Origin of the sequence: Amycolatopsis sp. NPDC050768 (assembly GCF_040654155.1) — a bacterium.
Lineage (GTDB): Bacteria > Actinomycetota > Actinomycetes > Mycobacteriales > Pseudonocardiaceae > Amycolatopsis.
On record NZ_JBFAHL010000026.1, the window covers coordinates 124,542 to 144,722 of the forward strand.

Sequence of the window (20,181 nt, forward strand, 5' to 3'; positions counted from 1 at the left end):
CGACCTCGCGTTTGCGGGCAATGTCGGCTTGGGCCCCGGCCGGAGGGCCGCGGAGGCGGCGGCGCGCCCGGCTCGCGAGCTGGCGCGCGGCGGCCGGGGCGCGGTCGACGATCGGGGCGACCTCGTCGAACGACAGGCCGAAGATGTCGTGCAGCACGAACGCCAGGCGCTCGGCGGGTGAGAGCGTGTCGAGGACGACGAGCAGCGCCAGGCCGACCGAGTCGGCCATCACGGCCTCGGTTTCGGGGTCGGTGGTGTCGGCGCCGTCCGGGAGCTGCTCGCCGACGGGCTCCTCGCGGCGGGACTGCCGGGAGCGCAGCACGTCGAGGCAGACCCGGCTGACGACCGTGGTGAGCCAGCCGCCGAGATTGGTCACGGCGGCGGAGTCGGCACGGCTGAGCCGCAACCAGGCCTCTTGGACGGCGTCGTCGGCTTCGGCCAGGGAGCCGAGCATGCGGTAGGCGACCGCCCTGAGGTGGGTGCGATGGGTTTCGAACTGCTCGGCCAGCTCGTTCACGGTCGACATCCTCCTCCGGCTGTGGTGCGTCGTCAGGTTGACGTCCGGGGGAGGACAGATGTGACCGGGGCGGTCGGTGGCGCGGGGACGGCACGCCGAACGGACGAGGGTCACTAGTGTGGAGGTTTCGGATCGGGGTGGGGAGCGGCCCGGTCGGGTTCTTCGTGCGGTGGAAAGGCTTTTGATTGTCTGTGGCCGGGGATGTCGAGTCGGTGGTCGCGCGGTTGAGGGCGGCGGGTTGTGTGTTCGCCGAGGAGGAGGCGCGCGTGCTCGGCGAGGCGGCGGGGGACGCCGCGGCGCTGGAGACGTTGGTGCGGCGGCGCGTCGAGGGGGAGCCGCTGGAGTACGTGGTCGGCTGGGCGGAGTTCGCCGGGCGGCGGTTCGCGGTGGCCGAGGGCGTGTTCGTGCCGCGGCACCGCACGGAGCTGCTCGTGCGGCTGGCGGCGGGGTTCGCGCGGCCGGGCGGGGTGGTGCTCGATCTGTGCTGCGGGTCCGGCGCGCTCGGGGCGACGGTGGCGGCCGAGGTACCCGGTGTCGAACTCCACGCAGCGGATGTCGATCCGGTCGCGGTGCGGTGTGCGCGTTCGAACATCGACGGTGAGGTTTACGAAGGTGACCTGTTCGAACCCGTACCCGAGCGGTTGCGGGGCCGCGTCGAGGTGCTGATTTCGAACGTGCCGTACGTGCCCAGTGGCGAGGTCGAGCTGCTGCCGCCGGAGGCGCGGGAGCACGAGCCGCTCGTGGCGCTGGACGGGGGAGCCGACGGGCTAGACGTGCTGCGGCGCGTGGTCGCGGAGGCACCGCAGTGGCTGGCGCCCGGTGGCCGCGTGCTGTTCGAGACGAGCGAGCGGCAGGCGGAGTCGGCCGTCGCGGCGTTGGGGCAGGTGGGGCTGCGCGCGTGGGTCGAGGAGTCGGAAGACCTCGGGGCGACGGTGGTCGTCGGCGAGCGGAAGCCGTTGCTGCACAAGGAGTAATCGTGGTTCGCCGAGCGGCGGCCCGGGTAGTTGGCCGGGACCGCGAGAGTGAGGGGCCCCGATGAAGGTCTACGCCGACCGCCCGGTCCGCCGCACCGCGCAGGTGCTCAGCGACGTGTTCGCGGTCGGGCTGCTCGCGTTCGCGGTGTGGCTGGCCGTGCGCGTGTACGACGAGGTCATGCGCCTGCGCGCGCCGGGCGACGGGCTCGTCGACGCGGGTTCGGGGCTGCGCGCCTCGTTCGACGCGGCCGCAGACAAGGCCGGCCAGGTGCCGTTGATCGGCCACCCGCTCGCCGACGCGCTGCACTCCGGCTCGGCCGCGGGCACCGAACTCGCCGACGCGGGCCGTTGGCAGATCACGGCCGTCGAGGACCTCGCGTGGTGGCTCGCGGTGCTGGTCGTCTCCGTGCCGCTGGTGTTCCTGCTGGTCTCGTGGCTGCCGCTGCGGTGGCGCTTCACGCGCGGCGCGACGGCCGCGGCCCGGCTGCGCCGCCAGGGCGCCGAAGGACTCGACCTGCTCGCCCTGCGCGCGCTCGTCACGCGGCCCCTGCCGCGCAAGGTCCGGGCCGGTGACCTCACCACGGGCTGGCGCGAACACGATCCCGACGTCGTCGCCGAACTCGCCGCCCGCGAACTGGCCCACCACGGGCTGCGGTTGCCCGCTGTCGAACGCGTCGGCCCGGTCACCGGGACGAGAACTCGATGAGTCGATCACGACACGGATTGGTCGCTTCCCCGTACTGCACTTCCCGGCCCGTGCCGTTTAGGGTCGGGGCATGAAGGTCGGCCTGCTCACCCGGGAGTACCCGCCGGACGTCTATGGCGGAGCGGGGGTGCACGTCGAGTTCCTCGCCCGCGAACTGCGGTCGCTGGTCGACCTGGACGTGCACTGCTGGGGACCGGACCGAGACGACGGAGCCCACGGCCACCGCGACCTCCACGGTTACTCCCAGACCGCGTTCGCGACCATGGACATCGCCGTGTCGATGGCCGACGCGCTGGTCGGGCACGACCTCGCCCACAGCCACACCTGGTACGCGAACCTCGGTGGCCACCTCGCGAAGCTCGCCCACGGCATGCCGCACGTGATCACCGCGCACTCGCTCGAACCGCTGCGCCCGTGGAAGGCCGAGCAGCTCGGCGGCGGCTACCGCGTGTCCTCGTGGATCGAGAAGGACGCGTACGAGGCGGCCGACGCGATCATCGCCGTGAGCGCGGGCATGCGCGAAGACGTGCTCACCGCGTACCCGGCGGTCGACCCCGCGCGGGTGCACGTGGTGCACAACGGCATCGACACCACGCTCTACCGGCCCGACCCGGGCCGTGATGTGCTGGCCAAGCACGGCATCGACCCGGACCGGCCGTACGCGCTGTTCGTCGGGCGCATCACGCGGCAGAAGGGCGTGCCGCACCTCGTGCGCGCCGGCTCCGAGCTCGCCGAGGACGTGCAGCTGGTGCTCTGCGCCGGCGGCGCCGACACCCCGGAGCTCGACGCCGAGTTCCGGGGTCTCGTCGCCGAGCTGCAGGAGAAGCGCACCGGCGTGCACTGGATCCCCGAGATGCTGCCGCGTCCCGAGGTCGTGCAGCTGCTGACGCACGCGACGGTGTTCGTCTGCCCGTCGGTGTACGAGCCGCTGGGCATCGTGAACCTCGAGGCGATGGCGTGCGGCACGGCGGTGGTGGCCAGTGACGTCGGCGGGATCCCCGAGGTCGTCGACGACGGCGCGACGGGACTGCTCGTGCACTACGACGAGAACGACACCGCGGCGTTCGAAGCGGGGCTGGCGCGGCGGATCAACGAGCTGGTCGCGGATCCCGCCCGGGCCGCCGCGCTGGGTCTGGCCGGGCGCGACCGCGCCGTGGGAGAGTTCGGCTGGGCGGCGATCGCCGCGAGGACGGTCGCGATCTACGAGGCGTGCGGGAGGGTTTCGTGATCGACGGATCGGATGTCCTGGGGATCGTGCTGGCCGGTGGCGAAGGCAAGCGGCTCATGCCGCTCACGGCCGACCGGGCCAAACCCGCGGTGCCCTTCGGCGGGGTGCACCGCCTGATCGACTTCGTGCTCTCGAACCTCGTCCACGGCGGAATCCGGCGGATCTGCGTGCTCACGCAGTACAAGTCGCACTCGCTCGACCGCCACATCTCCACCACGTGGCGGCTCTCGTCGCTGACCGGCGAGTACGTGACGCCGGTGCCCGCGCAGCAGCGGCTGGGCCCGCGGTGGTTCCAGGGCAGCGCCGACGCGATCCACCAGAGCCTCAACCTGGTCTACGACGAGTCGCCCGCCTACATCGCCGTGTTCGGCGCCGACAACATCTACCGCATGGACCCGCGCCAGATGATCGACGAGCACATCGCGTCGGGCGCCGGCGTGACCGTGGCGGGGATCCGCGTGCCGCGCGCGGAGGCGAGCGCGTTCGGCGTGATCCAGACCGGCGACGGCACGAAGATCGACGCGTTCCTCGAGAAGCCCGCGGACCCGCCCGGTCTCCCGGACTCGCCCGACGAGGCGTACGTGTCGATGGGCAACTACGTGTTCACCACGCAGGTGATGCTCGACGCGCTGCACGCGGACTCGAGGAACGTCGGGTCCAAACACGACATGGGCCGCGACATCATCCCCGCGCTCGTGGACAAGGGTCAGGCGGCCGTCTACGACTTCAGCGGCAACGTCGTCCCCGGCGAGAGCGAGCGCGACCACGGGTACTGGCGCGACGTCGGGACCATCGACAGCTACTACGACGCCCACACCGACCTGATCTCGACGTACCCGATCTTCAACCTCTACAACCGCAAGTGGCCGATCCTCTCCTACCCGGGCCAGCGCGCCGCGGCGAAGTTCGTGGAGGGCGGCAGCGCCGGGCAGTCGATCATCAGCAACGGCTGCATCATCTCCGGCGCGCAGGTCGTGGATTCCGTGCTCTCGCCGGACGTCGTCGTCGAAAACGGCGCGGTCGTCCAGGGCTCGGTGATCCTGGACGGCGCCCGCGTGGGCCGCGGCGCCGTGGTGCGCCGGGCCATCCTCGACAAGAACGTGGTCGTCCCGCCGGGCGCCCACATCGGCGTCGACCTGGCCCGCGACCGCGAGCACTACCACGTGAGCTCGGGCGGGATCGTGGTGCTGGGCAAGGGAGAATCGGCGATCTAGCTCCGGCGCGCCGCGGCCACCAGGGACTGGTGCGTCGGGGCGTCCGGGACGTTCGCCGGGCGGTTCTTGGCGAACTCCGCACGCAGCACAGGGACCACTTGCTCGCCGAGGATGTCGATCTGCTCCAGCACTGCCTTGTGCGGCAGGCCCATGCCGTCGACGGCGAAGAGCTGGCGCTGGTAGTCGCCGGCGTAGTCGCGGAACGCGAGGGTGCGCTCGATGACCTGCTGCGGGCTGCCGACCGACAGCGGGGTCTGGTCCATCGTGTCCTCGAGCGACGGGCCGCCGCCGTAGATGGGCGAGTGGTCGAAGTACGGGCGGAACTCGCGGATCGCGTCCTGGGAGTTCGGGCGCATGAAGGTCTGCCCGCCGAGGCCGACGATGGCGTCGGCGGCCGTGCCGTGGCCGTAGTGCTCGAAGCGGGTGCGGTAGAGCTCGATCATCCGCCGCGTGTGGTCGGCGGGCCAAAAGATGTTGTTGTGGAAGAAACCGTCGCCGTAGTAGGCGGCCTGTTCGGCGATCTGCGGGCTGCGGATGGAGCCGTGCCAGACGAACGGCGGCACGCCGTCGAGCGGGCGCGGGGTGGAGGTGAAGCCTTGCAGCGGGGTGCGGAACTTGCCTTCCCAGTCCACCGGCTCCTCGCGCCAGAGCCGGCGCAGCAGGGCGTAGTTCTCCACCGCGAGCGCGATCCCGTCGCGGATGTCCTTGCCGAACCACGGGTACACGGGCCCGGTGTTGCCGCGGCCCATCATGAGGTCGACACGGCCGTCGGCGAGGTGCTGGAGCATCGCGTAGTCCTCGGCGAGCTTCACCGGGTCGTTGGTGGTGATGAGCGTCGTGGAGGTCGAAAGCAGGATGCGGCTGGTCTGCGCGGCGATGAACCCGAGCACGGTCGTGGGCGACGAGGGCACGAACGGCGGGTTGTGGTGCTCACCCATCGCGAACACGTCGAGCCCGGCCTGTTCCGCGCGCACGGCGGTCTCGACCATTCGCTTGAGCCGCTCGTGCTCGCTGGGAGTCCGCCCCGACACCGGGTCGCGCGCCACGTCGCCCACCGTGAAGATCCCGAACTGCATGACGCCTCCCGCTCCCGAAGTTGATGCATCAACTGAACCGGGAGCGGGAGGCGGGTATTCCGTCCGTCAGTGCTTGCGCTTCTCGGCGTCGTCCTGCAGGTCGAACTGCTCCTTGCGGACGTCACCCTTCACGGTTTCCTCGCCGCGGGTGCCCGAGCCGGCGTCGGCCACCGAGCGCCCTTCACGAGCCATCGCCGCGTCCTGCGTGCTGCGGCCGGCCGCAGTGTCCATTTTGTCCCGACCAGCGTTCACATCCGGTGCGGTGCGCGGCATCGGCAGGCCGTAGTGGCGGTACAGGTCGGCGCTCTCCGTGGACGACAGGTGCCCGTCGGCGTCGATCCGCGGCGCCTCCGAGACCTGGTCCTTCGCGACGTTCACGTGGATCCCGTCGTTGTCGACGTTCGCGCCCGAGAGCGGCACAAAGCTCTCTTTACTGCCGAACAACCCGGTTTTCACGGTGATCCACTCGGGTTCCCGGGTGGCGTCGGACGTGTCGTCGATCACGGCAACTCTCCGTTGTGCCGGTGGGTTACCCCGGAAAGAAAACGTTTAGTGCACTTCGTTGGGGTAACGCGCGGGCACAGTGGCTGCCCGAACGATCGCGGACCGCAGCCGAACCTCACCTGATCAGGTAACAACTGTCCGGTGTGGAGCGATTGAGGCGCAGACGCTCCCGTTCCCCTGAAAGGTCCCCTCGAAGATGCGCAAAGCCACCTTCGCCAGACTCGGCGCAGTGCTGACCCTGATCGGCCTCGGTATCGGCATGTCCACGGTGGTCACCTCCGCCGACGCCGCCCAGGAAAGCACCTGGTGCACCCGCAAGGACAACGTCGCCATCGTCGGCACCTCGGCCGACACGGGTTACGGCACCACCGGCTACCAGTCCACCACGGACACCTGGTTCCCCACCACCTACGGCTGGACGACCAAGTTCGCCAACGACGTCCACTCCGAGTGGCAGACGAACGTGCAGAACTACTCGCACAACGGTGCCCTCGCCGCCGACTACCTGACCGGCGGCCGCTGGGCGGGCACCACCGGCGCGATCGCCGACATGGCCGCCAAGCAGCCCGACCTGGTCCTCGTCGACCTCGGCGGCAACGACCTGTGGGCGCAGAACGACCCGGCCAAGTTCCAGGCCGACCTGAACAACGTCATCGACGGCATCCGCGCCGCGCGGCCGGGCGTCGACATCCTCATGTCGATCTACGCCCAGCTCAAGTGGACGCCGAACCCGTACGGCGGCAACACCCAGAAGTACACCTGGGACCAGTACGCGTCGGTGATCTACCAGACGGCGGTCGCGAAGGGCACGGCGCTCGTGGACCTGCGCCAGTACATCCCGCCGGCCGGCTCGGCGAACCTGCCCAACCCCAGCCCGTGGACGTCGGACAACATCCACCTCAACGACGCGGGCAACCTCGCCGAGTACGGCATGTGGTGGGGCTGGACCGCGAGCCTGGGCAGCATCTGCGGCTGAGGTTCCGCTAAACGGTCGCGTGGGCCAGCACGAACAGCTCCGCGGGACGCAGGGCGTCGGGGCGCGGCCACACGTCGTGGTCGCGCTGGTGGACGTGCCGGACGGTGCCGAAGCCGTTGTCCCGCAGCAGGTCAGTGAGCTCGCCGGGGGAGAAGTGGCTGCGCCAGGGTTCGCCGGCTCGCTCGGCGACCTGGGAGACGGCGTCGGCGTAGTGCGCGCCGGCGTCGTCCCGCAGCTGCGCGGGGAGCACGTAGTCGGCGACGAGCTGCGTGCCCGGGGCGAGGCCGGCGACGGCGCGCAGCGTGCGGGTGATGGCGGCTTCGGTGAGGTACATCGTGACGCCGAGCCAGCTGACGAGCGTCGGGCGGGCGAGGTCGAAGCCGTGCTTGACGAGGGCTTCGACGAGGTCGCCGGTCGCGAGGTCCAGCGGGACGAAGGTGCGGTTCGCGGGTTCGGGGAGGTCCGCGTTCGTCAGCTGCGCGAGTTTCCACTCCTGCGTCCGCGGGAGGTCCACTTCGAACACGTGGGTGTGCGGCGCGCGGTAGGCGGAGGTGTCGAGGCCGGCGCCGAGGACCACGCTCTGAGTCGCTCGCTGTGCTTCGGCGTAGCGGCTGCGGCAGAGCACCTGGGTGCGGCCGCCGGCGAGGATCGGGTCTTCGCGGTTGTCGCGGTGGTAGGCGAGGAGCTGGTCGCCGTAGCCGCCGAGCAGGGGCGCGGCGAGCTCGTCGGTGAAGATCCTGGGCTCGGCGTCGACGATCAGGTGCGCGGCGCGAGCGGCGGCCGCGGTGAGGGCCGTGAAGCTGGGTTCGGTCACAGGGACGACCCTAGCCCGCAATTGTGCAAGGATAGCACAGATAGATCTTTTTCGCAAGTGCCACTGGGTTGCGATCCGGCGGCGGTGGCGGAACCCGGCGATCTGGGACCTTTGCCGCTGGTCACCGGGTTTACACAGGTCAGGGTGGGTGGCGTAACCCTGGCGTAATGCGGATCCGGGTACGGTCGCGCAGGTGGAAACTTCGTCGCCCCGGCCCCGCGCCGAGCGGGCCCGGCAGGTCGCCGACGTCCTGCGCCAGCGCATCACCGCGGGCGCCTTCGACGACGGCCCGCTGCCCGACGAGCACGCTCTCGGCACCCAGTTCGGCGCAACGCGCAACGCCGTGCGCGAGGCCCTCGGCCTGCTTCGCGCCGAAGGCCTCGTGGAGCGGCGCCAGGGCGTCGGAACGCTTGTGGTGCACCCGAAGTACGGCCACGGCCTCGACCGGCTCGCCGGCCTCGCCGAGGCCCTCGACGGCTACGGCGACGTCGTGAACGAGGTCCGTTCCGTCGGCATCGTCACGCCCCCGCCGGCGATCGCCGAACGGCTCGGGCTGGTTCCCGGCGCGCCCGCCGTCCACCTGGAACGCCTGCGCCGCCTCGGCGGAGCGCCGCTCTCGCTGGACACCACCTACCTGACCGCCGACATCGGCGTCCCGCTGCTCGACCACGACCTCGCGGGCCGCGACCTGTTCGCCCTCATCGAGGAAACCAGCGGCCGCCGCCTGGGCCGGGCCGACGTCGTGGTCCACGCCGTCACCGCCGGCCCGGACACCGCCGCGTTGCTCGGCATCGCGCCCGGCACGGCCGTCTTCGCCCTCGACCGCCTGACACACCTCGACGACGGCCGCCCCGTGGACGCCGAAACCCTCCACATCCGCGCGGACCGGCTCACTTTGCGCGCGACGCTGCACCGAGGCCCGGCATGACGAGCGCGACCACCGATGTTCTGCTCGCACTTTTCGGCCTGGTGGGCGGGATCGGCATCACGGCGATCGGGCCCGGGGGTGTGCTGCCGACGATCGCGTTGTTCCTGTTGACGCCGCTCGCGCCGGCGCAGGTGGCGGGGACGGCGATCGTCACGCATGTGGCGACGGGGGTGGCCGGGAGTGCGGCGTATGTGCGGTCCGGGCAGTTGCGGGAGCGGCACACGAGGAGGGTCGCGGGGCTGCTGGCGGGGGTCGCGGTGGTGGGGACGCCGGTCGGCGTTTTGCTGAACTCGCTGGTGTCCGCGCGGTGGTTCGGGGTGGTGCTCGGGGTGTTCGCCGTCGTGGTGGCGGCGTTGGTGGTGTTGCGGCGGCCGGTGGCGGGGCGGGAGCCGGCGACGGGCTCGATCCTCGCGATCGGGGCCGGGGTGGCGGTCGCGGCGGGGCTGGTAGGGGTGGGTGGGCCCATGCTGACCGTGCCGGTGCTCGTGGTGGTGGGGTTGCCGATGCTGGAGGCGCTCGCGGCGGCACAGGTGCAGTCGGTGGTGATCGCGACGGCCGGGGCGGTCGGGTATCTCCTGCCTGGCTCCATCGACTGGCGGCTGGCGGCCGTCGTCGGGGTGCCGGAACTGGCGGGGGTGGTCATCGGCTGGAAGATCGCGCACGCGTTGCCGACGAAACGGCTGCGGATCGCGCTCGTGGTCGCGTTGGTGGCCGTGGCGCCCTACCTGGTGCTGCACGGCTGAAGGGCACCTTGAGAGAAGTCCCTCAAGGTGCCCTTCAACCAAGAAAACAAACTCAGCGCACCCGGTCGAACGGCAGCTGCACCACCGGACCCGGCCATACCGGCCGGCCGGCCGCGACAGCGTCCACTTCGGACTCCGGCAGTGCCCGGCGGTAGAGCCGCGCGTCGTCGAGGGAGCCGGCGAAGTGCATGGCGCCGTCGAGGCGTTCGCCCAGCTGGAGCTGGAACGAGACGGTCTCGCTGACCGAACCGGGCGAGTCCGGGCCGGACGCGGCGAGCACGCCGTCGACCCAGATCTCGAGCTGGCCGCCGGTGCGTTCGAGGGCGAGGTGGTGCCACTGCTGGTCGTCGTAGGCCTGCGTGGTGGTCACCGACTTGCTGCCCGCCGCGGTCGTCATCATGGCGATGAGCCGGTGCGACGCGGGTTCACCGCGCAGCCACAGCTGCGGTGCCGTGGTGCCCATGCCGCCGAGCCACAGCAACGCCTGCGGGTCCTTGGAAGCGCCGTAGTTGAACGACGTCGTGAAGGTGAAGTCACCCGACCCGGGCAGCTGGGTGGGCGAGAAAGGCACCCGCACGAAGTCGTCGACGCCGTCGAGCTGCAGCGCGCCGTGGGACGCCGAAGCGCCGCCGAGCACGTACGCGACGGCGCCCGGCCGGGAGACGTCCGGGGTCGTCGGGCCGGCGGAACGCAGCCACCCCAGGTAGTTCTCGTCGAAGCGCGCGAAGCGGATCTCGTCGCGGGCGTCGACCGCGCCGCCCTCGTACATCAGGCCGATCTTCGCGTCGCGCTCAGCCGGGCCGCTCAGCTGAACGAGGTCGGAGTAGCCGGACCAGTCGCCAGTCACCCGGGTGCCCTGCTCGGCGTCCTCCCAGGTGCGGCCGTTGTCGTAGGACGAGCGGATCATCATCCAGCGCCGCCGGTCGGTGTCCGACGGCGAGGCGAACAGGATCCGCTCTCCGCCCGGACGCTGCAGGCGCAGCAGGGAACCCTGCACCATCGGCGTCACCAGGTCGGGGATGGTGGTGAAGCGCCTGCTGAACGTCTGGCCACCGTCGCGGCTCAGGGCGTAGTCGCGGTTGCCGACGTCGGTACCGCCCTGTTCGCGGCCGCCGGCGTAGATCGTGCCGTCCGGCAGTTCGACGACGCTGACCTCGGAAGGCTTCTGCGCATACGTGCCGCCCACCGGGTGCGGGTAGCTGTCGACGGCGCCGACGTGCCAGCTGCGCCCGGAGTCGTCGCTGTAGATCAGGGCGGCGTAGTTCTCGATGGAATTGGTGCCGTCACTGCGTTCCGCGTTCACGCCGAACACCAGCCGGCCCGCGTGGCGGCCCTTCGTGAGCTGGATGCCGTGCACCGGACCCGAGGCGTACCACGAGTCCCACGCCGGCAGCTTCGCTTGCGCGCTGATGTCCACCGGCGCCGACCACGTCAGGCCGTCGTCGTCGCTGTACTGCGAGTGCGGCGTCCGCGGACACGGCACATCGCAGGCCTTGTCGTCGTCGCGGCCCTTGTTGTACGTGGTGATCAACACGATCCGGCCCGTTCGACTGTCCACAATGGGCACCGGGTTGCCGTGCGTGTCACCACCGCCGGGGTTGACGACCTGCAGCGGCGACCACGTCTGCCCGCCGTCGGTGGAGCGCTTGAGCACGAGGTCGATGTCGCCGGTGTCGCCGCAGTTGTCGCGCCGGCCCTCGGCGAAGGCGAGCAGGGTGCGGTGCGTGCTGCGGACGATGGCGGGAATGCGGAAACAGGCATAGCCGGTCTCCTGGTGCGGGTTGAAGAGCACCTGCTGGTCGAACTGCGGAACCGCGAGCTGCGATTGGACGGGCGCCGCCTGTGCGGCTGCCGGTACGAACACGCCGGACACCAGCACCGCGAACGCGAGTGCCCAGCGGATGATCGGTCTCATGTCCCGTTCTTCCCTTCGGCTAAGTGAAACTCCCCAGTAGAACGGCCACCCCACGCGGGGCCAGGAGCGCCGCTTCCGTCGGACGGCCGGGATCGGTGAGCAGATCGGGCGCGGGCGAGGGCAGCGTGACCGTGACCGCCTCGGCGCCGTGGTTGAGCAGGAACAGGTACTGGCTGTCTTCACCGCGCCGCACCACGGCCTGGACGCCCTCGGGCAGGCCGGGCAGCACGGGCGAAACCCCGGCCTCGGCGGTGATCCGGTCGAACAACGCGCGCATCGCGGCGGCGTCGGGCCGGGTGGCGAGGTACCAGGCGACGCCGGCGCCGAAGGCGTTCCGCGTCACGGCCGGGCGGCCCGCGAGCTCCCCTGGGCCGAAGGTCGCCACCACGGCCGCGCCCTCGGTCTCCACCCACTCCGACCAGACGGTGGCGGAAGCCTTCTTGGGGGAAGCGCTGTCGAGCGACAGCCCGATCGAGCCGCCCTCGGGCAGCGGCCAGAACTCGTCGACCCTCAGGCCCAGCACGTCACGCAACGGTGCCGGGTACCCGCCCAGGTACGCGCGGTCGTTCTCGTCGACGATGCCGGAGAAGAACGACACCACCAGGTGCCCGCCACCGGCCACATAGGACCGAAGGTTCTCCGCGACGCCGGCGTCCATCAGATACAGGTTCGGCACCACCACGAGCTTGTACCCGGACAGTTCCCGGGTCGGGCGCACGACGTCACACGTCACGTTGGCATCGAAGAGCGGCGCGTAGTGGGCCAGGTGCGCGTCGAGCTGCCGCAGGTCGTCCGACGGGTGCGAGTCGAGCTCGAGGGCCCACCAGCTGTTCCAGTCGTGCAGGATCGCGACGTCGGCTTTCACCCGGCTGCCCGCGAGCTGCGGCACCGACGCCAGTTCACGGCCGAGGTCGGCCACTTCGCGGTAAGTGCGCGTGTCCCGCCCGCCGTGCGGCACCATCGCGGAGTGGAACTTCTCGGCGCCGCCGGCCGTCTGGCGCCACTGGAAGAACAGCACGGCGTCGGCCCCGCGTGCCACGGCCTGCCAGCTGCCCAGCCGCATCGAGCCCGGCGGTTTGGGGCCGTTGCGCGTGCGCCAGTTCACCGCGCTCGGCGCCTGCTCCAGCAGCAGCCACGGCTGTCCGTCCTTGGTGGACCGAACGAGGTCGTACGCGAACGCTGCTTCGACGTGCCCGCGCGGATCGTAGGGATCGGGATAGGAGTCGAGGCTCACCACGTCTTCGTGCGGCGTCCAGGAATGCCAGTCGAGCGCTTTCTGCACCAGGCCCACGAAGTTGGTCGTCACCGGCACGTCCGGCGTCACCCGCGAGAGCACCTCGCGCTCGGTGAGGTAGCAGCCGAGCGACGCGTCGGAGGAGAAGCGGTGGTAGTCCAGCTGCTGCGCGGGGTTCGGGAACGTCGGTGCCACGCGCGGCGGCTCGATCTCGGCCCAGTCGTCGTAACGCTGCGACCAGAACGTGGTGCTCCAGGCCGCGTTGAGCGCCTCGACGCTCTGGTATCGCTCGCGCAGCCAGTCGCGGAACGCGGCGGCCGAGACCTCGCAGTAGCACGCGCGGATGTGGCAGCCGAACTCGTTGCCGATGTGCCACATCTTCAGCGCCGGGTGCCCGGCGTAGCGCGTGGCCACCTGCTCGACCAGCCGCGCCGCGTGCTCGCGGTACACCGGGCTCGACGGGCAGAACTGCTGTCGTGCCCCCGCCGAAAGCCGGGTCCCGTCCACGCGCACCGGCAGGATCTCGGGATACCGGTGGGAAAGCCACGGCGGCGGTGACGCCGTCATGGTGGCCAGGCACGCGCCGACGCCACCGGCCGCGAGCTTGTCCATCACCGCGTCGAACCAGCCGAAGTCGTACTCGCCCGGCCGCGGCTCCACCTGGGCCCACGAGAAGATCCCGACCGTCACCATCGAGACGGACGCCTCGGCCATGAGCTTGAGGTCCTCGTCCCACACCTCGGGGGACCAGTGCTCCGGGTTGTAGTCGCCGCCGTAGTAGACGCGGTCCATCTAGAGCAGCCCCGCTTCCGCCAGCTTCTCCTTGATGCGCAGCAGCTCGTCGCCGTTGAGCGGCAGCTGCGGCGGCGCCATCACGGCGTTGTCGATGAACCCGCGCATCTTCATCGACGCCTTGAACGCACCCAGCGCCGCCGAGCCGCGCCCCATCCGGCTCGGCGGCGCGACGTCGGTTATGGTGAACAGCGAGAGCAAGCGGTCCTGCTCGCGCCGGGCCGCGTGGGGGTTGCCGGAGCGGACGTGGTCGTAGATCAGCACGTAGCCGACCGGGTCGACGTTACCGAGCCCGGGCACCGCGCCGTCCGCGCCCAGTGCGAGCGCGGAGTCCACGAGCAGCTCCGAGCCGGTGAACACGGCGAAGGTGTCGAGGCCGCGTTCGCGCCGCTCCTTGAGCATGAAACGGAAGCCGGCCTCGTCGCCGCTGGAGTCTTTCAGACCGGCGATCACGCCGTCGGCCGCGAGGCTCAGCACGAGCTCGCGGTCGAGCTTCGTGTGCACGGCCACCGGGATGTCGTAGGCGAAGATCGGCAGCGCCGTCTTCTCGTGCAGCAGCCGGAAGTGGCGGTCGATCTCGGCCACGTGCGTGCGGGTGTAGTACGGCGCGGTGACCACGATGGCGTCGGCGCCCGCCTCCTCGGCGGTCTTGACGTGTTCGGCCACGCGCAAGGTCGTCATGTCGATACAGCCGGCCAGCACCGGCACGCGGCCGGCGACCTGATCCACGGCCGTCTCGATCGTCACGCGGCGCTGCGCGTCGGGCAGGAAGGCGACCTCGCTGGACGAGCCGAGCACGAAGATGCCGTGGACGCCGGCGTCGAGCTGGAACTCGACGTGGCGCCGCAGCGACTCGGTGTCCACGGTGAAGTCGTCGTTGAACGGCGTGCACAGCGGGGGGATGATGCCGGCGAACTTCGTCGCGGTCATGAGGCGTTCACTCCGGTGGTGATCTCTGGGTGGATGCAGCGGTAGCTGTGCCCGGCGGCCTCGGTGAGCGGCGGCAGGGCGAGAGCGCACTCGTCGGTGGCCTTCGGGCAGCGGGTGTGGAACGCGCAGCCGCTCGGCGGCGCGGTCGCCGAGGGCACGGGTCCACTGAGGACGATCGGTTCGATCGGGTGCAGCAGGCTCGGCGTGGCCGAGAACAGCGCCCGTGTGTACGGGTGCCGCGCTTCGCCGGGCAGGTCCTCGGCGGCGGCCTCTTCGACGATCCGGCCGAGGTACATCGTCACGATCCGGTCGCTCATGCGCCGCACGGTCTGGATGTCGTGTGAAACGAAGACCATCGCGAGGCCGAGCCGCTCTCGCAGGTTGATGAGCAGGTTGAGGATCTGGGCGCGCACCGACACGTCGAGTGCCGACGTCGGTTCGTCGGCCACGAGCAGCGCCGGCCGCAGCGCCAGCGCCCGCGCGATGGCCACGCGTTGACGTTGCCCGCCCGAAAGCTGCGCCGGCAACGCGTCGGCGACGCTGCTCGGCAGGCCGACCAGGCCCATCAGCTCCCGCACGCGCTCGGCGCGTTCGGCGGGCGTGTCCACGTGGTGCACGTCGAGCGGGTCGCGCAGGATCTTCGCGACGGGTAGGCGCCGGTTGAGCGCCGTGGCCGGGTCCTGGAAGACCAAACCGACCTGCCGGCCGAGCTCGGCCGGGCGCATCCCCGACAGCGGTTTGCCGCCGTAGCGGACGGTGCCGTGTGTCGGTGTCTGCAGCCCGACGAGCACCTTGGCGAGCGTGGACTTGCCGCAGCCGGACTCGCCGACCACGCCCACCGTCTCGCCCGCGGCGATCTCCAGGTTCGCGTCGGTGAGCGCGTAGACGTTGTCGCGCCCGAACAGGCTCGCCGCGCGGACGCGGTGCACCACGTGCACGCCGTCGACTTCGACGAGGGTCATACCTGCGCTCCTTCCACGACGGCCGGGGTCGTGCGTTCGGCGGGGTAGTGGCAGGCGACGAGGTGCCCGTTGCCCTCGCGCTCGGGGGCCACCTCGAAGCAGTGGCCGCGCGCGGCCGGGCAGCGGTCGGCGAACCGGCACCCGGGCGGGAAGTCCGCCGGGGCGGGCACGACGCCCTTGATCTGGGTCAGCGTGGCCTCGTTCTCCTCCAGCGACAGCACGGCCGACAGTAGCCCGCGCGTGTAGTGGTGCCGCGGCGAGCCCACGACCTCGGCCGTGGCGCCCGTCTCGGCCACCTGCCCGCCGTACATCACCACCACGCGGTCGGCGACGTCGGAGACCAGTGCCAGGTCGTGCGACACCAGGATGAGCGCGAAGCCGAGCTCTTCCTGCAGGCGCAGCAACAGTTTGATGATCTGCGCCTGCACGGTCACGTCGAGCGCCGTGGTCGGCTCGTCGGCCACGATCAGCTGGGGGCTGCGCGACAGGGCCATGGCGATCAGCACGCGCTGGCGTTGCCCGCCGGACAGCTCGTGCGGGTAGGACCGCAGCGTGCGGCCGGGATCCAGGTTCACCAGCTCCAGCAGCTCCTGCGGCGTGCGAGTGCTGCCACGGCGGGTGAACTGCTTGAGCTGCGCGCGGATCGTCATTGCCGGGTTCAGGGAGCTCAGCGCGTCCTGGTAGATCATCGAGATGTCGTGGCCGAGGTGGCGCCGGCGCGGGCCCGCCTTCATGGTGAGCAGGTCCTCGCCCTCGAACAGAACCTCGCCTGAGAGCCGCGCGGCCGCCGGCTGCAGGCCCATGATCGACAGCGCGGTGAGCGACTTGCCGCAGCCCGACTCGCCGATCAGCCCCAGCACCTCGCCCGACCGCACGGTGAAGGACACGCCGTCGACCACGTTCACGCCGTTGTGGCGGTCGGGGAAGCTGATTGCGAGGTCCTTCACCTCCAGCACGGCCCTGCGCCCGGTGAGATCACGTGCCTTCGCCGCCAGCCGTTCCCCGGCTTCGAGCAGGCCCGCGAGCGGCAGCACCGGCGCGGTGTTCTCGGCCGCCTTCTCCGCCTCGATCTTCTTGGCGACCTCGCCGGCTTTCGCGTTGCGGGCAGAAGGCGCGGCCCACGCGTCGGAGATGCCTTCGGACAGGATGTTGAGCGCCAGCACCGTGATCAGGATCAGCAGGCCGGGGAACAGCGTGGCCCACCAGCCGCCGGTCAGCACGAGGTCCTTGCCGTCCGAGAGCACGGAACCCCACGACGGGTTCGGCGGCTGGATGCCCGCGCCGATGAACGACAGCGACGCCTCGAACACGATCGCGTCGGCCACCGTCACCGTGCAGTACACGAGGATCGGCGCAGCGCAGTTGACCGCGACGTGCCGGGCGAGGATGAACAGCCGTTTGGCGCCGATCACGCGCTCGGCGTCCACATAGTCCTCGCCGTACTGCGCGAGCACGTTGGCCCGCACCACCCGCGCGACCGGGGCCATGTTGAGGAATCCGATCGCGAGGATCAGCACGAGGATGCCGCGGCCGAACACGGCCACCAGCACCGCGGCGAGCGCGATGCCGGGGAACGCCATGATCACGTCCATCACGCGCATCACCACGGCGTCGGTCCTGCGCCCGGACGTCGCGGCGAACGAGCCGATCACCACGCCCGCGATGAGCGCGAGCACCGTGGCGCCGAGGCCGATCGCGAGCGACCAGCGCGTGCCCGCCACCAGGCGCGAGAAGATGTCGCGGCCCGACTGGTCGGTGCCGAACCAGTGCTCGGCGCTCGGGCCGCCGGTGTCGGTGCTCAGGGCGTCGGGGTTGTGCGTGGCCAGCAGCGTGCCGAAGATCGCGACCAGCGCGAGCACCACGAGCAGGCTCAGCGCGAGCCAGGACGTGGGCGGGAGTTTCCGGAACCGCACGCCGGGCCGCGAGAGCCGGTCGGTGAGGTTCGCGTGCAGGACGGGGCGCATCAGGAGTGGCTCCGCAGTCTCGGGTTGGCGATGAGGTAGAGCACGTCGACGATGAGGTTCACGAGCACGAAGCCCACGGCGATGGTGATCACGAAGCCCTGGACCTTCGCCGTGTCGCCGTCCTGCACGGCCTGGATCATGTTCTGGCCCATGCCGGGTAGCGCGAACATCGTCTCGATCACCACCGCGCCGCCGAGCAGGTAGCCGACGCGCAGGCCGAGCACGGTGAGCGGGTTGACCAGCGCGTTGCGCAGCACGTTGCGGCCCACCACGACCACGGGCGGCAGGCCGCCGCCGCGGGCCGTGCGCACGTAGTCCTTGTCCAGCTCCTCGACCATCGACGTGCGGATCACGCGCGTGAGCTGCGCGGCGACCGGCAGTGACAGCGAGATCGCCGGCAGCGTGAGCGAGTTGAGCCAGCCCGAGACCGAGTCGGCCGGGCTCACGTAACCGCTGGTGGGGAACAGGCCCTTGCCCACGGCGAGCCACTGCACCAGCAGCAGCGCGATCCAGAACGCCGGCGCCGCGACGCCCGCCAGCGTGACCACCCGGATCAGGTGGTCGGGCCAGCGGCCGCGGAACAGCGCCGACGTCACGCCGAGCACGACCGACAGCACGAGCGCGATGACCAGGCCGAACAGCGTGAGCTGCACGGTGAGCGGGAGCGCCGTCGCGATGGTCTGGCCCACCGGCTCCTTGGTGATCACACTGGTGCCGAAGTCGCCTTGCAGCAGGTGCCACACGAAGTGCACGTACTGCAGGGGCAGGGAATCGAGCAGCCCGTTGGCCTGGCGGAACTGGTCGAGCTGCGCCTCGGTCGCGTTCGCCCCGTTGAACGCGGCGAGCGCCGGGTCCACGGGGGAGAACTGCATCACGATGAACACGAACAGGATCACGCCGAGCAGCAGCGGGATCAGGGCGAGGATGCGAGAGGCCAGCATCCGCACGACGACGATCACGGTGGGTGGTCCTCCCGCGTCAGACCGGCTTGGCCTGGTTGAGGTAGATGCCGGGGTAGCCCTGCGCGTGCACGCCGGTGATCGCCTTCGGGTCCCATGCCGTGCCGAGCTGGGTGAACACGATCGGGTAGATCACGGCCTGCTCGGAGATCAGGTCCAGCAGCTGCTTGTACAGCCCGTTGCGCTTGGTCTCGTCCGGCTCCGCGGCCGCCTGGTCCTGCAGCCCGAGCAGGGCCTGGGTGTCGGCGTTGTTCCAGCGCGCGTACTTCGTCATCATCAGCGACTGCGCGTCGTAGTAGTAGCGGATGAGCAGGTCGGGGTCGTTGCCGAACTGCATCGGGTTGTTCGTGGTGGACACCACCTGGAAGTCGTTGCCGTTGTCCAGCTTGGAGAACAGCGCCTTGGTGTCCTGGGAGTCCAAAGTGGTCTCGACGCCGATCGCGTCCCAGCCCTCCTTGATCACCTTCACGCAGTCGAGCACCAGCGAGGTGTTGGTGGTGGACAAGGAGATCTTCAGGTTGCTGACGCCGGCCTCGGCCAGCAGCTGCTTCGCCTTCGCCGGGTCGTAGGCGAAGCTCTGCGACGCCGGCTGCGACTGCGGCAGCTTCGGATTGATGAACGACGTGCCCGCGGTGCCGGTGCCGCGCAGGCCGATGTCGATCATCTTCTTCTTGTCGATGGCGTAGTGCAGCGCCTGGCGCACGCGCTTGTCGCCGAAGGGTGCGTGGGCGGTGTTGAACATCAGGTACAGGTTGTTGCCGCCGTCGGCGAACTCGACGGTGCGCCCGGCCTTGCGCAGCTGGTCGGCGTTGGCGGCGGGAATGTTCTCCACGATCTGTGCATCGGGCTTCGCGCCGGAGATCGCGGCCACGCGCGGGGCGGAGTCCACAATGGACTTCCATAGCATCTTCTGGTACGCGGCGGGGCGGGGACCGTTGTAGTCGGCGAACTTCTCGAACGAGGTGTGCGACAGCGGCGCCTGCTCGGTGACCTTGTACGGGCCGGAACCCACGACCTTGCCGCCGACGGCGAGCGGCCAGTTGTTCTCGTACACGTGCTTCGGGAGGATCTTGCAGATCTGGATCCGCTGCAGCGCGTACGGGAAGGGGAACTTCAGCACGAACTCGACGGTGTGGTCGTCGACCTTCCTGACTTCTTTCAGCCACTGGGCGAAGAAGCTGTGGATCAGCACGTTCTCCTTCGCGTCCAGGGCGCGGGCGTAGGTGAACACCACGTCGTCGGCGGTCACGGGCTGGCCGTCGTGCCACTTGGCGCCGTCGCGCAGCTCGAACTTGATGCTGGTGCCGCTCACGTCGGCCGGCAGTGCCTTCGCGAGGCCGGGGAACGGGGCGCGCGTGACGGGGTCGCCTTCGACGAGCGATTCGTAGCTGTGCAGGATGGCGGCCATGGAGAACGCCGAGGCGGTCTGTAACGGGTCCCAGGACTGGTTGTTGCCGTAGCCGATCACTGCGGTGAGGGAATCGGTGGAGCTGCCCGTCTTGTTCGTCGACGCGGGGCCGCCGCATGCGGCCAGCGTCGAGGAGAAGGCGGCGGTGGCGCCCACGAGGCCCGCGTAGCGCAGCAGCGTGCGCCGGTCGAACGCGGGGCCGGTCCCCATGGCGGTTCGGGACATCGATGTCTCCTGACTGTGTGTTTCGCCCACCAGAAGTCATGAGAAGTAGGACGTGGGACGTCCTATGACTTCGCCGAACCCTAGAACTCAGCCGGGTACCGGTCAAGGGGAC

The 20,181-nt window shown here is 70.5% G+C and carries 17 protein-coding genes and 1 pseudogene; 7 read left to right on the top strand and 11 right to left on the bottom strand.

Translation table 11 applies throughout. From position 1 onward, the window contains the following. Positions 1-526 (bottom strand): sigma-70 family RNA polymerase sigma factor (locus tag AB0H62_RS46405; RefSeq protein WP_360592508.1); only part of this gene is annotated, 526 nt, incomplete at its 3' end. Between the two features lie 182 nt (positions 527-708). Here AB0H62_RS46405 and AB0H62_RS46410 point away from each other — a divergent pair. The 4 genes from AB0H62_RS46410 (at position 709) to glgC (ending at position 4,639) form a co-directional block, all read left to right on the top strand. Next, complete coding sequence (locus tag AB0H62_RS46410; RefSeq protein WP_360592534.1) at positions 709-1,491, top strand: putative protein N(5)-glutamine methyltransferase; 783 nt, start codon at positions 709-711, stop codon at positions 1,489-1,491. A gap of 61 nt (positions 1,492-1,552) precedes the next feature. Continuing rightward, positions 1,553-2,197, top strand: coding sequence for a hypothetical protein (locus tag AB0H62_RS46415; protein ID WP_220238977.1), 645 nt, complete (start codon positions 1,553-1,555; stop codon positions 2,195-2,197). Between the two features lie 70 nt (positions 2,198-2,267). After that, on the top strand, positions 2,268-3,425 hold the full coding sequence (gene glgA, locus AB0H62_RS46420; protein WP_220238978.1) for a glycogen synthase: 1,158 nt from the start codon (positions 2,268-2,270) through the stop codon (positions 3,423-3,425). Beyond that, positions 3,422-4,639 carry a glucose-1-phosphate adenylyltransferase gene (gene glgC, locus AB0H62_RS46425; protein ID WP_220238979.1) on the top strand — a complete coding sequence of 406 codons (1,218 nt, stop codon included), beginning with the start codon at positions 3,422-3,424 and terminating at the stop codon, positions 4,637-4,639. The genes glgA and glgC overlap by 4 nt, the downstream gene beginning before the upstream one ends. Here glgC and AB0H62_RS46430 read toward each other — a convergent pair. Next, entirely contained in the window at positions 4,636-5,715 is a 1,080-nt protein-coding gene (locus AB0H62_RS46430) for an LLM class flavin-dependent oxidoreductase (protein ID WP_360592510.1), read from the bottom strand. The genes glgC and AB0H62_RS46430 overlap by 4 nt on opposite strands. Positions 5,716-5,967: 252 nt before the next feature. After that, positions 5,968-6,204, bottom strand: a pseudogene (locus AB0H62_RS46435) (hypothetical protein); the annotation flags it as partial. Between the two features lie 211 nt (positions 6,205-6,415). On the opposite strand from AB0H62_RS46435, the gene AB0H62_RS46440 reads away from it, so the two are divergent. Then, positions 6,416-7,195 carry an SGNH/GDSL hydrolase family protein gene (locus AB0H62_RS46440; protein WP_255637769.1) on the top strand — a complete coding sequence of 260 codons (780 nt, stop codon included), beginning with the start codon at positions 6,416-6,418 and terminating at the stop codon, positions 7,193-7,195. Positions 7,196-7,202: 7 nt separating this feature from the next. Here the strand turns inward: AB0H62_RS46440 and AB0H62_RS46445 are convergent, their stop codons facing one another. Next, a complete protein-coding gene (locus AB0H62_RS46445; RefSeq protein ID WP_360592511.1) occupies positions 7,203-8,009 on the bottom strand; it encodes an SAM-dependent methyltransferase in 807 nt (268 codons plus the stop codon). A 193-nt stretch (positions 8,010-8,202) separates the two neighbouring features. Here AB0H62_RS46445 and AB0H62_RS46450 point away from each other — a divergent pair, with 193 nt between their 5' ends. Together AB0H62_RS46450 and AB0H62_RS46455 are read left to right on the top strand one after the other, a co-directional pair. After that, on the top strand, positions 8,203-8,937 hold the full coding sequence (locus AB0H62_RS46450) for a GntR family transcriptional regulator (protein WP_220238981.1): 735 nt from the start codon (positions 8,203-8,205) through the stop codon (positions 8,935-8,937). Then, positions 8,934-9,680, top strand: a complete 747-nt coding sequence (locus tag AB0H62_RS46455; RefSeq protein WP_360592512.1) for a sulfite exporter TauE/SafE family protein — start codon at positions 8,934-8,936, stop codon at positions 9,678-9,680. The genes AB0H62_RS46450 and AB0H62_RS46455 overlap by 4 nt, the downstream gene beginning before the upstream one ends. 52 nt (positions 9,681-9,732) lie before the next feature. On the opposite strand, the gene AB0H62_RS46460 is transcribed toward AB0H62_RS46455, so the two are convergent. From AB0H62_RS46460 to AB0H62_RS46490, 7 genes are read right to left on the bottom strand one after another with little or no spacing between them, the layout of a single operon-like run. Beyond that, on the bottom strand, positions 9,733-11,595 hold the full coding sequence (locus tag AB0H62_RS46460) for a sialidase family protein (protein ID WP_360592513.1): 1,863 nt from the start codon (positions 11,593-11,595) through the stop codon (positions 9,733-9,735). A 19-nt stretch (positions 11,596-11,614) separates the two neighbouring features. Beyond that, positions 11,615-13,621 carry a beta-galactosidase gene (locus AB0H62_RS46465; RefSeq protein ID WP_360592515.1) on the bottom strand — a complete coding sequence of 669 codons (2,007 nt, stop codon included), beginning with the start codon at positions 13,619-13,621 and terminating at the stop codon, positions 11,615-11,617. Next, positions 13,622-14,551, bottom strand: a complete 930-nt coding sequence (locus tag AB0H62_RS46470; RefSeq protein ID WP_360592516.1) for a dihydrodipicolinate synthase family protein — start codon at positions 14,549-14,551, stop codon at positions 13,622-13,624. Continuing rightward, positions 14,548-15,513 carry an ABC transporter ATP-binding protein gene (locus AB0H62_RS46475; protein ID WP_360592518.1) on the bottom strand — a complete coding sequence of 322 codons (966 nt, stop codon included), beginning with the start codon at positions 15,511-15,513 and terminating at the stop codon, positions 14,548-14,550. The genes AB0H62_RS46470 and AB0H62_RS46475 overlap by 4 nt, the downstream gene beginning before the upstream one ends. Beyond that, positions 15,510-17,477 (bottom strand): dipeptide/oligopeptide/nickel ABC transporter permease/ATP-binding protein, encoded by a 1,968-nt coding sequence (locus AB0H62_RS46480; protein WP_360592520.1) that lies wholly within the window; start codon positions 17,475-17,477, stop codon positions 15,510-15,512. Before AB0H62_RS46480 ends, AB0H62_RS46475 begins: the two co-directional genes overlap by 4 nt. Further along, positions 17,477-18,436 carry an ABC transporter permease gene (locus tag AB0H62_RS46485; protein ID WP_220238988.1) on the bottom strand — a complete coding sequence of 320 codons (960 nt, stop codon included), beginning with the start codon at positions 18,434-18,436 and terminating at the stop codon, positions 17,477-17,479. Before AB0H62_RS46485 ends, AB0H62_RS46480 begins: the two co-directional genes overlap by 1 nt. Before the next feature lie 19 nt (positions 18,437-18,455). Continuing rightward, on the bottom strand, positions 18,456-20,069 hold the full coding sequence (locus tag AB0H62_RS46490) for an ABC transporter substrate-binding protein (RefSeq protein ID WP_220238989.1): 1,614 nt from the start codon (positions 20,067-20,069) through the stop codon (positions 18,456-18,458). Between the last annotated feature and the right edge of the window lie 112 nt (positions 20,070-20,181).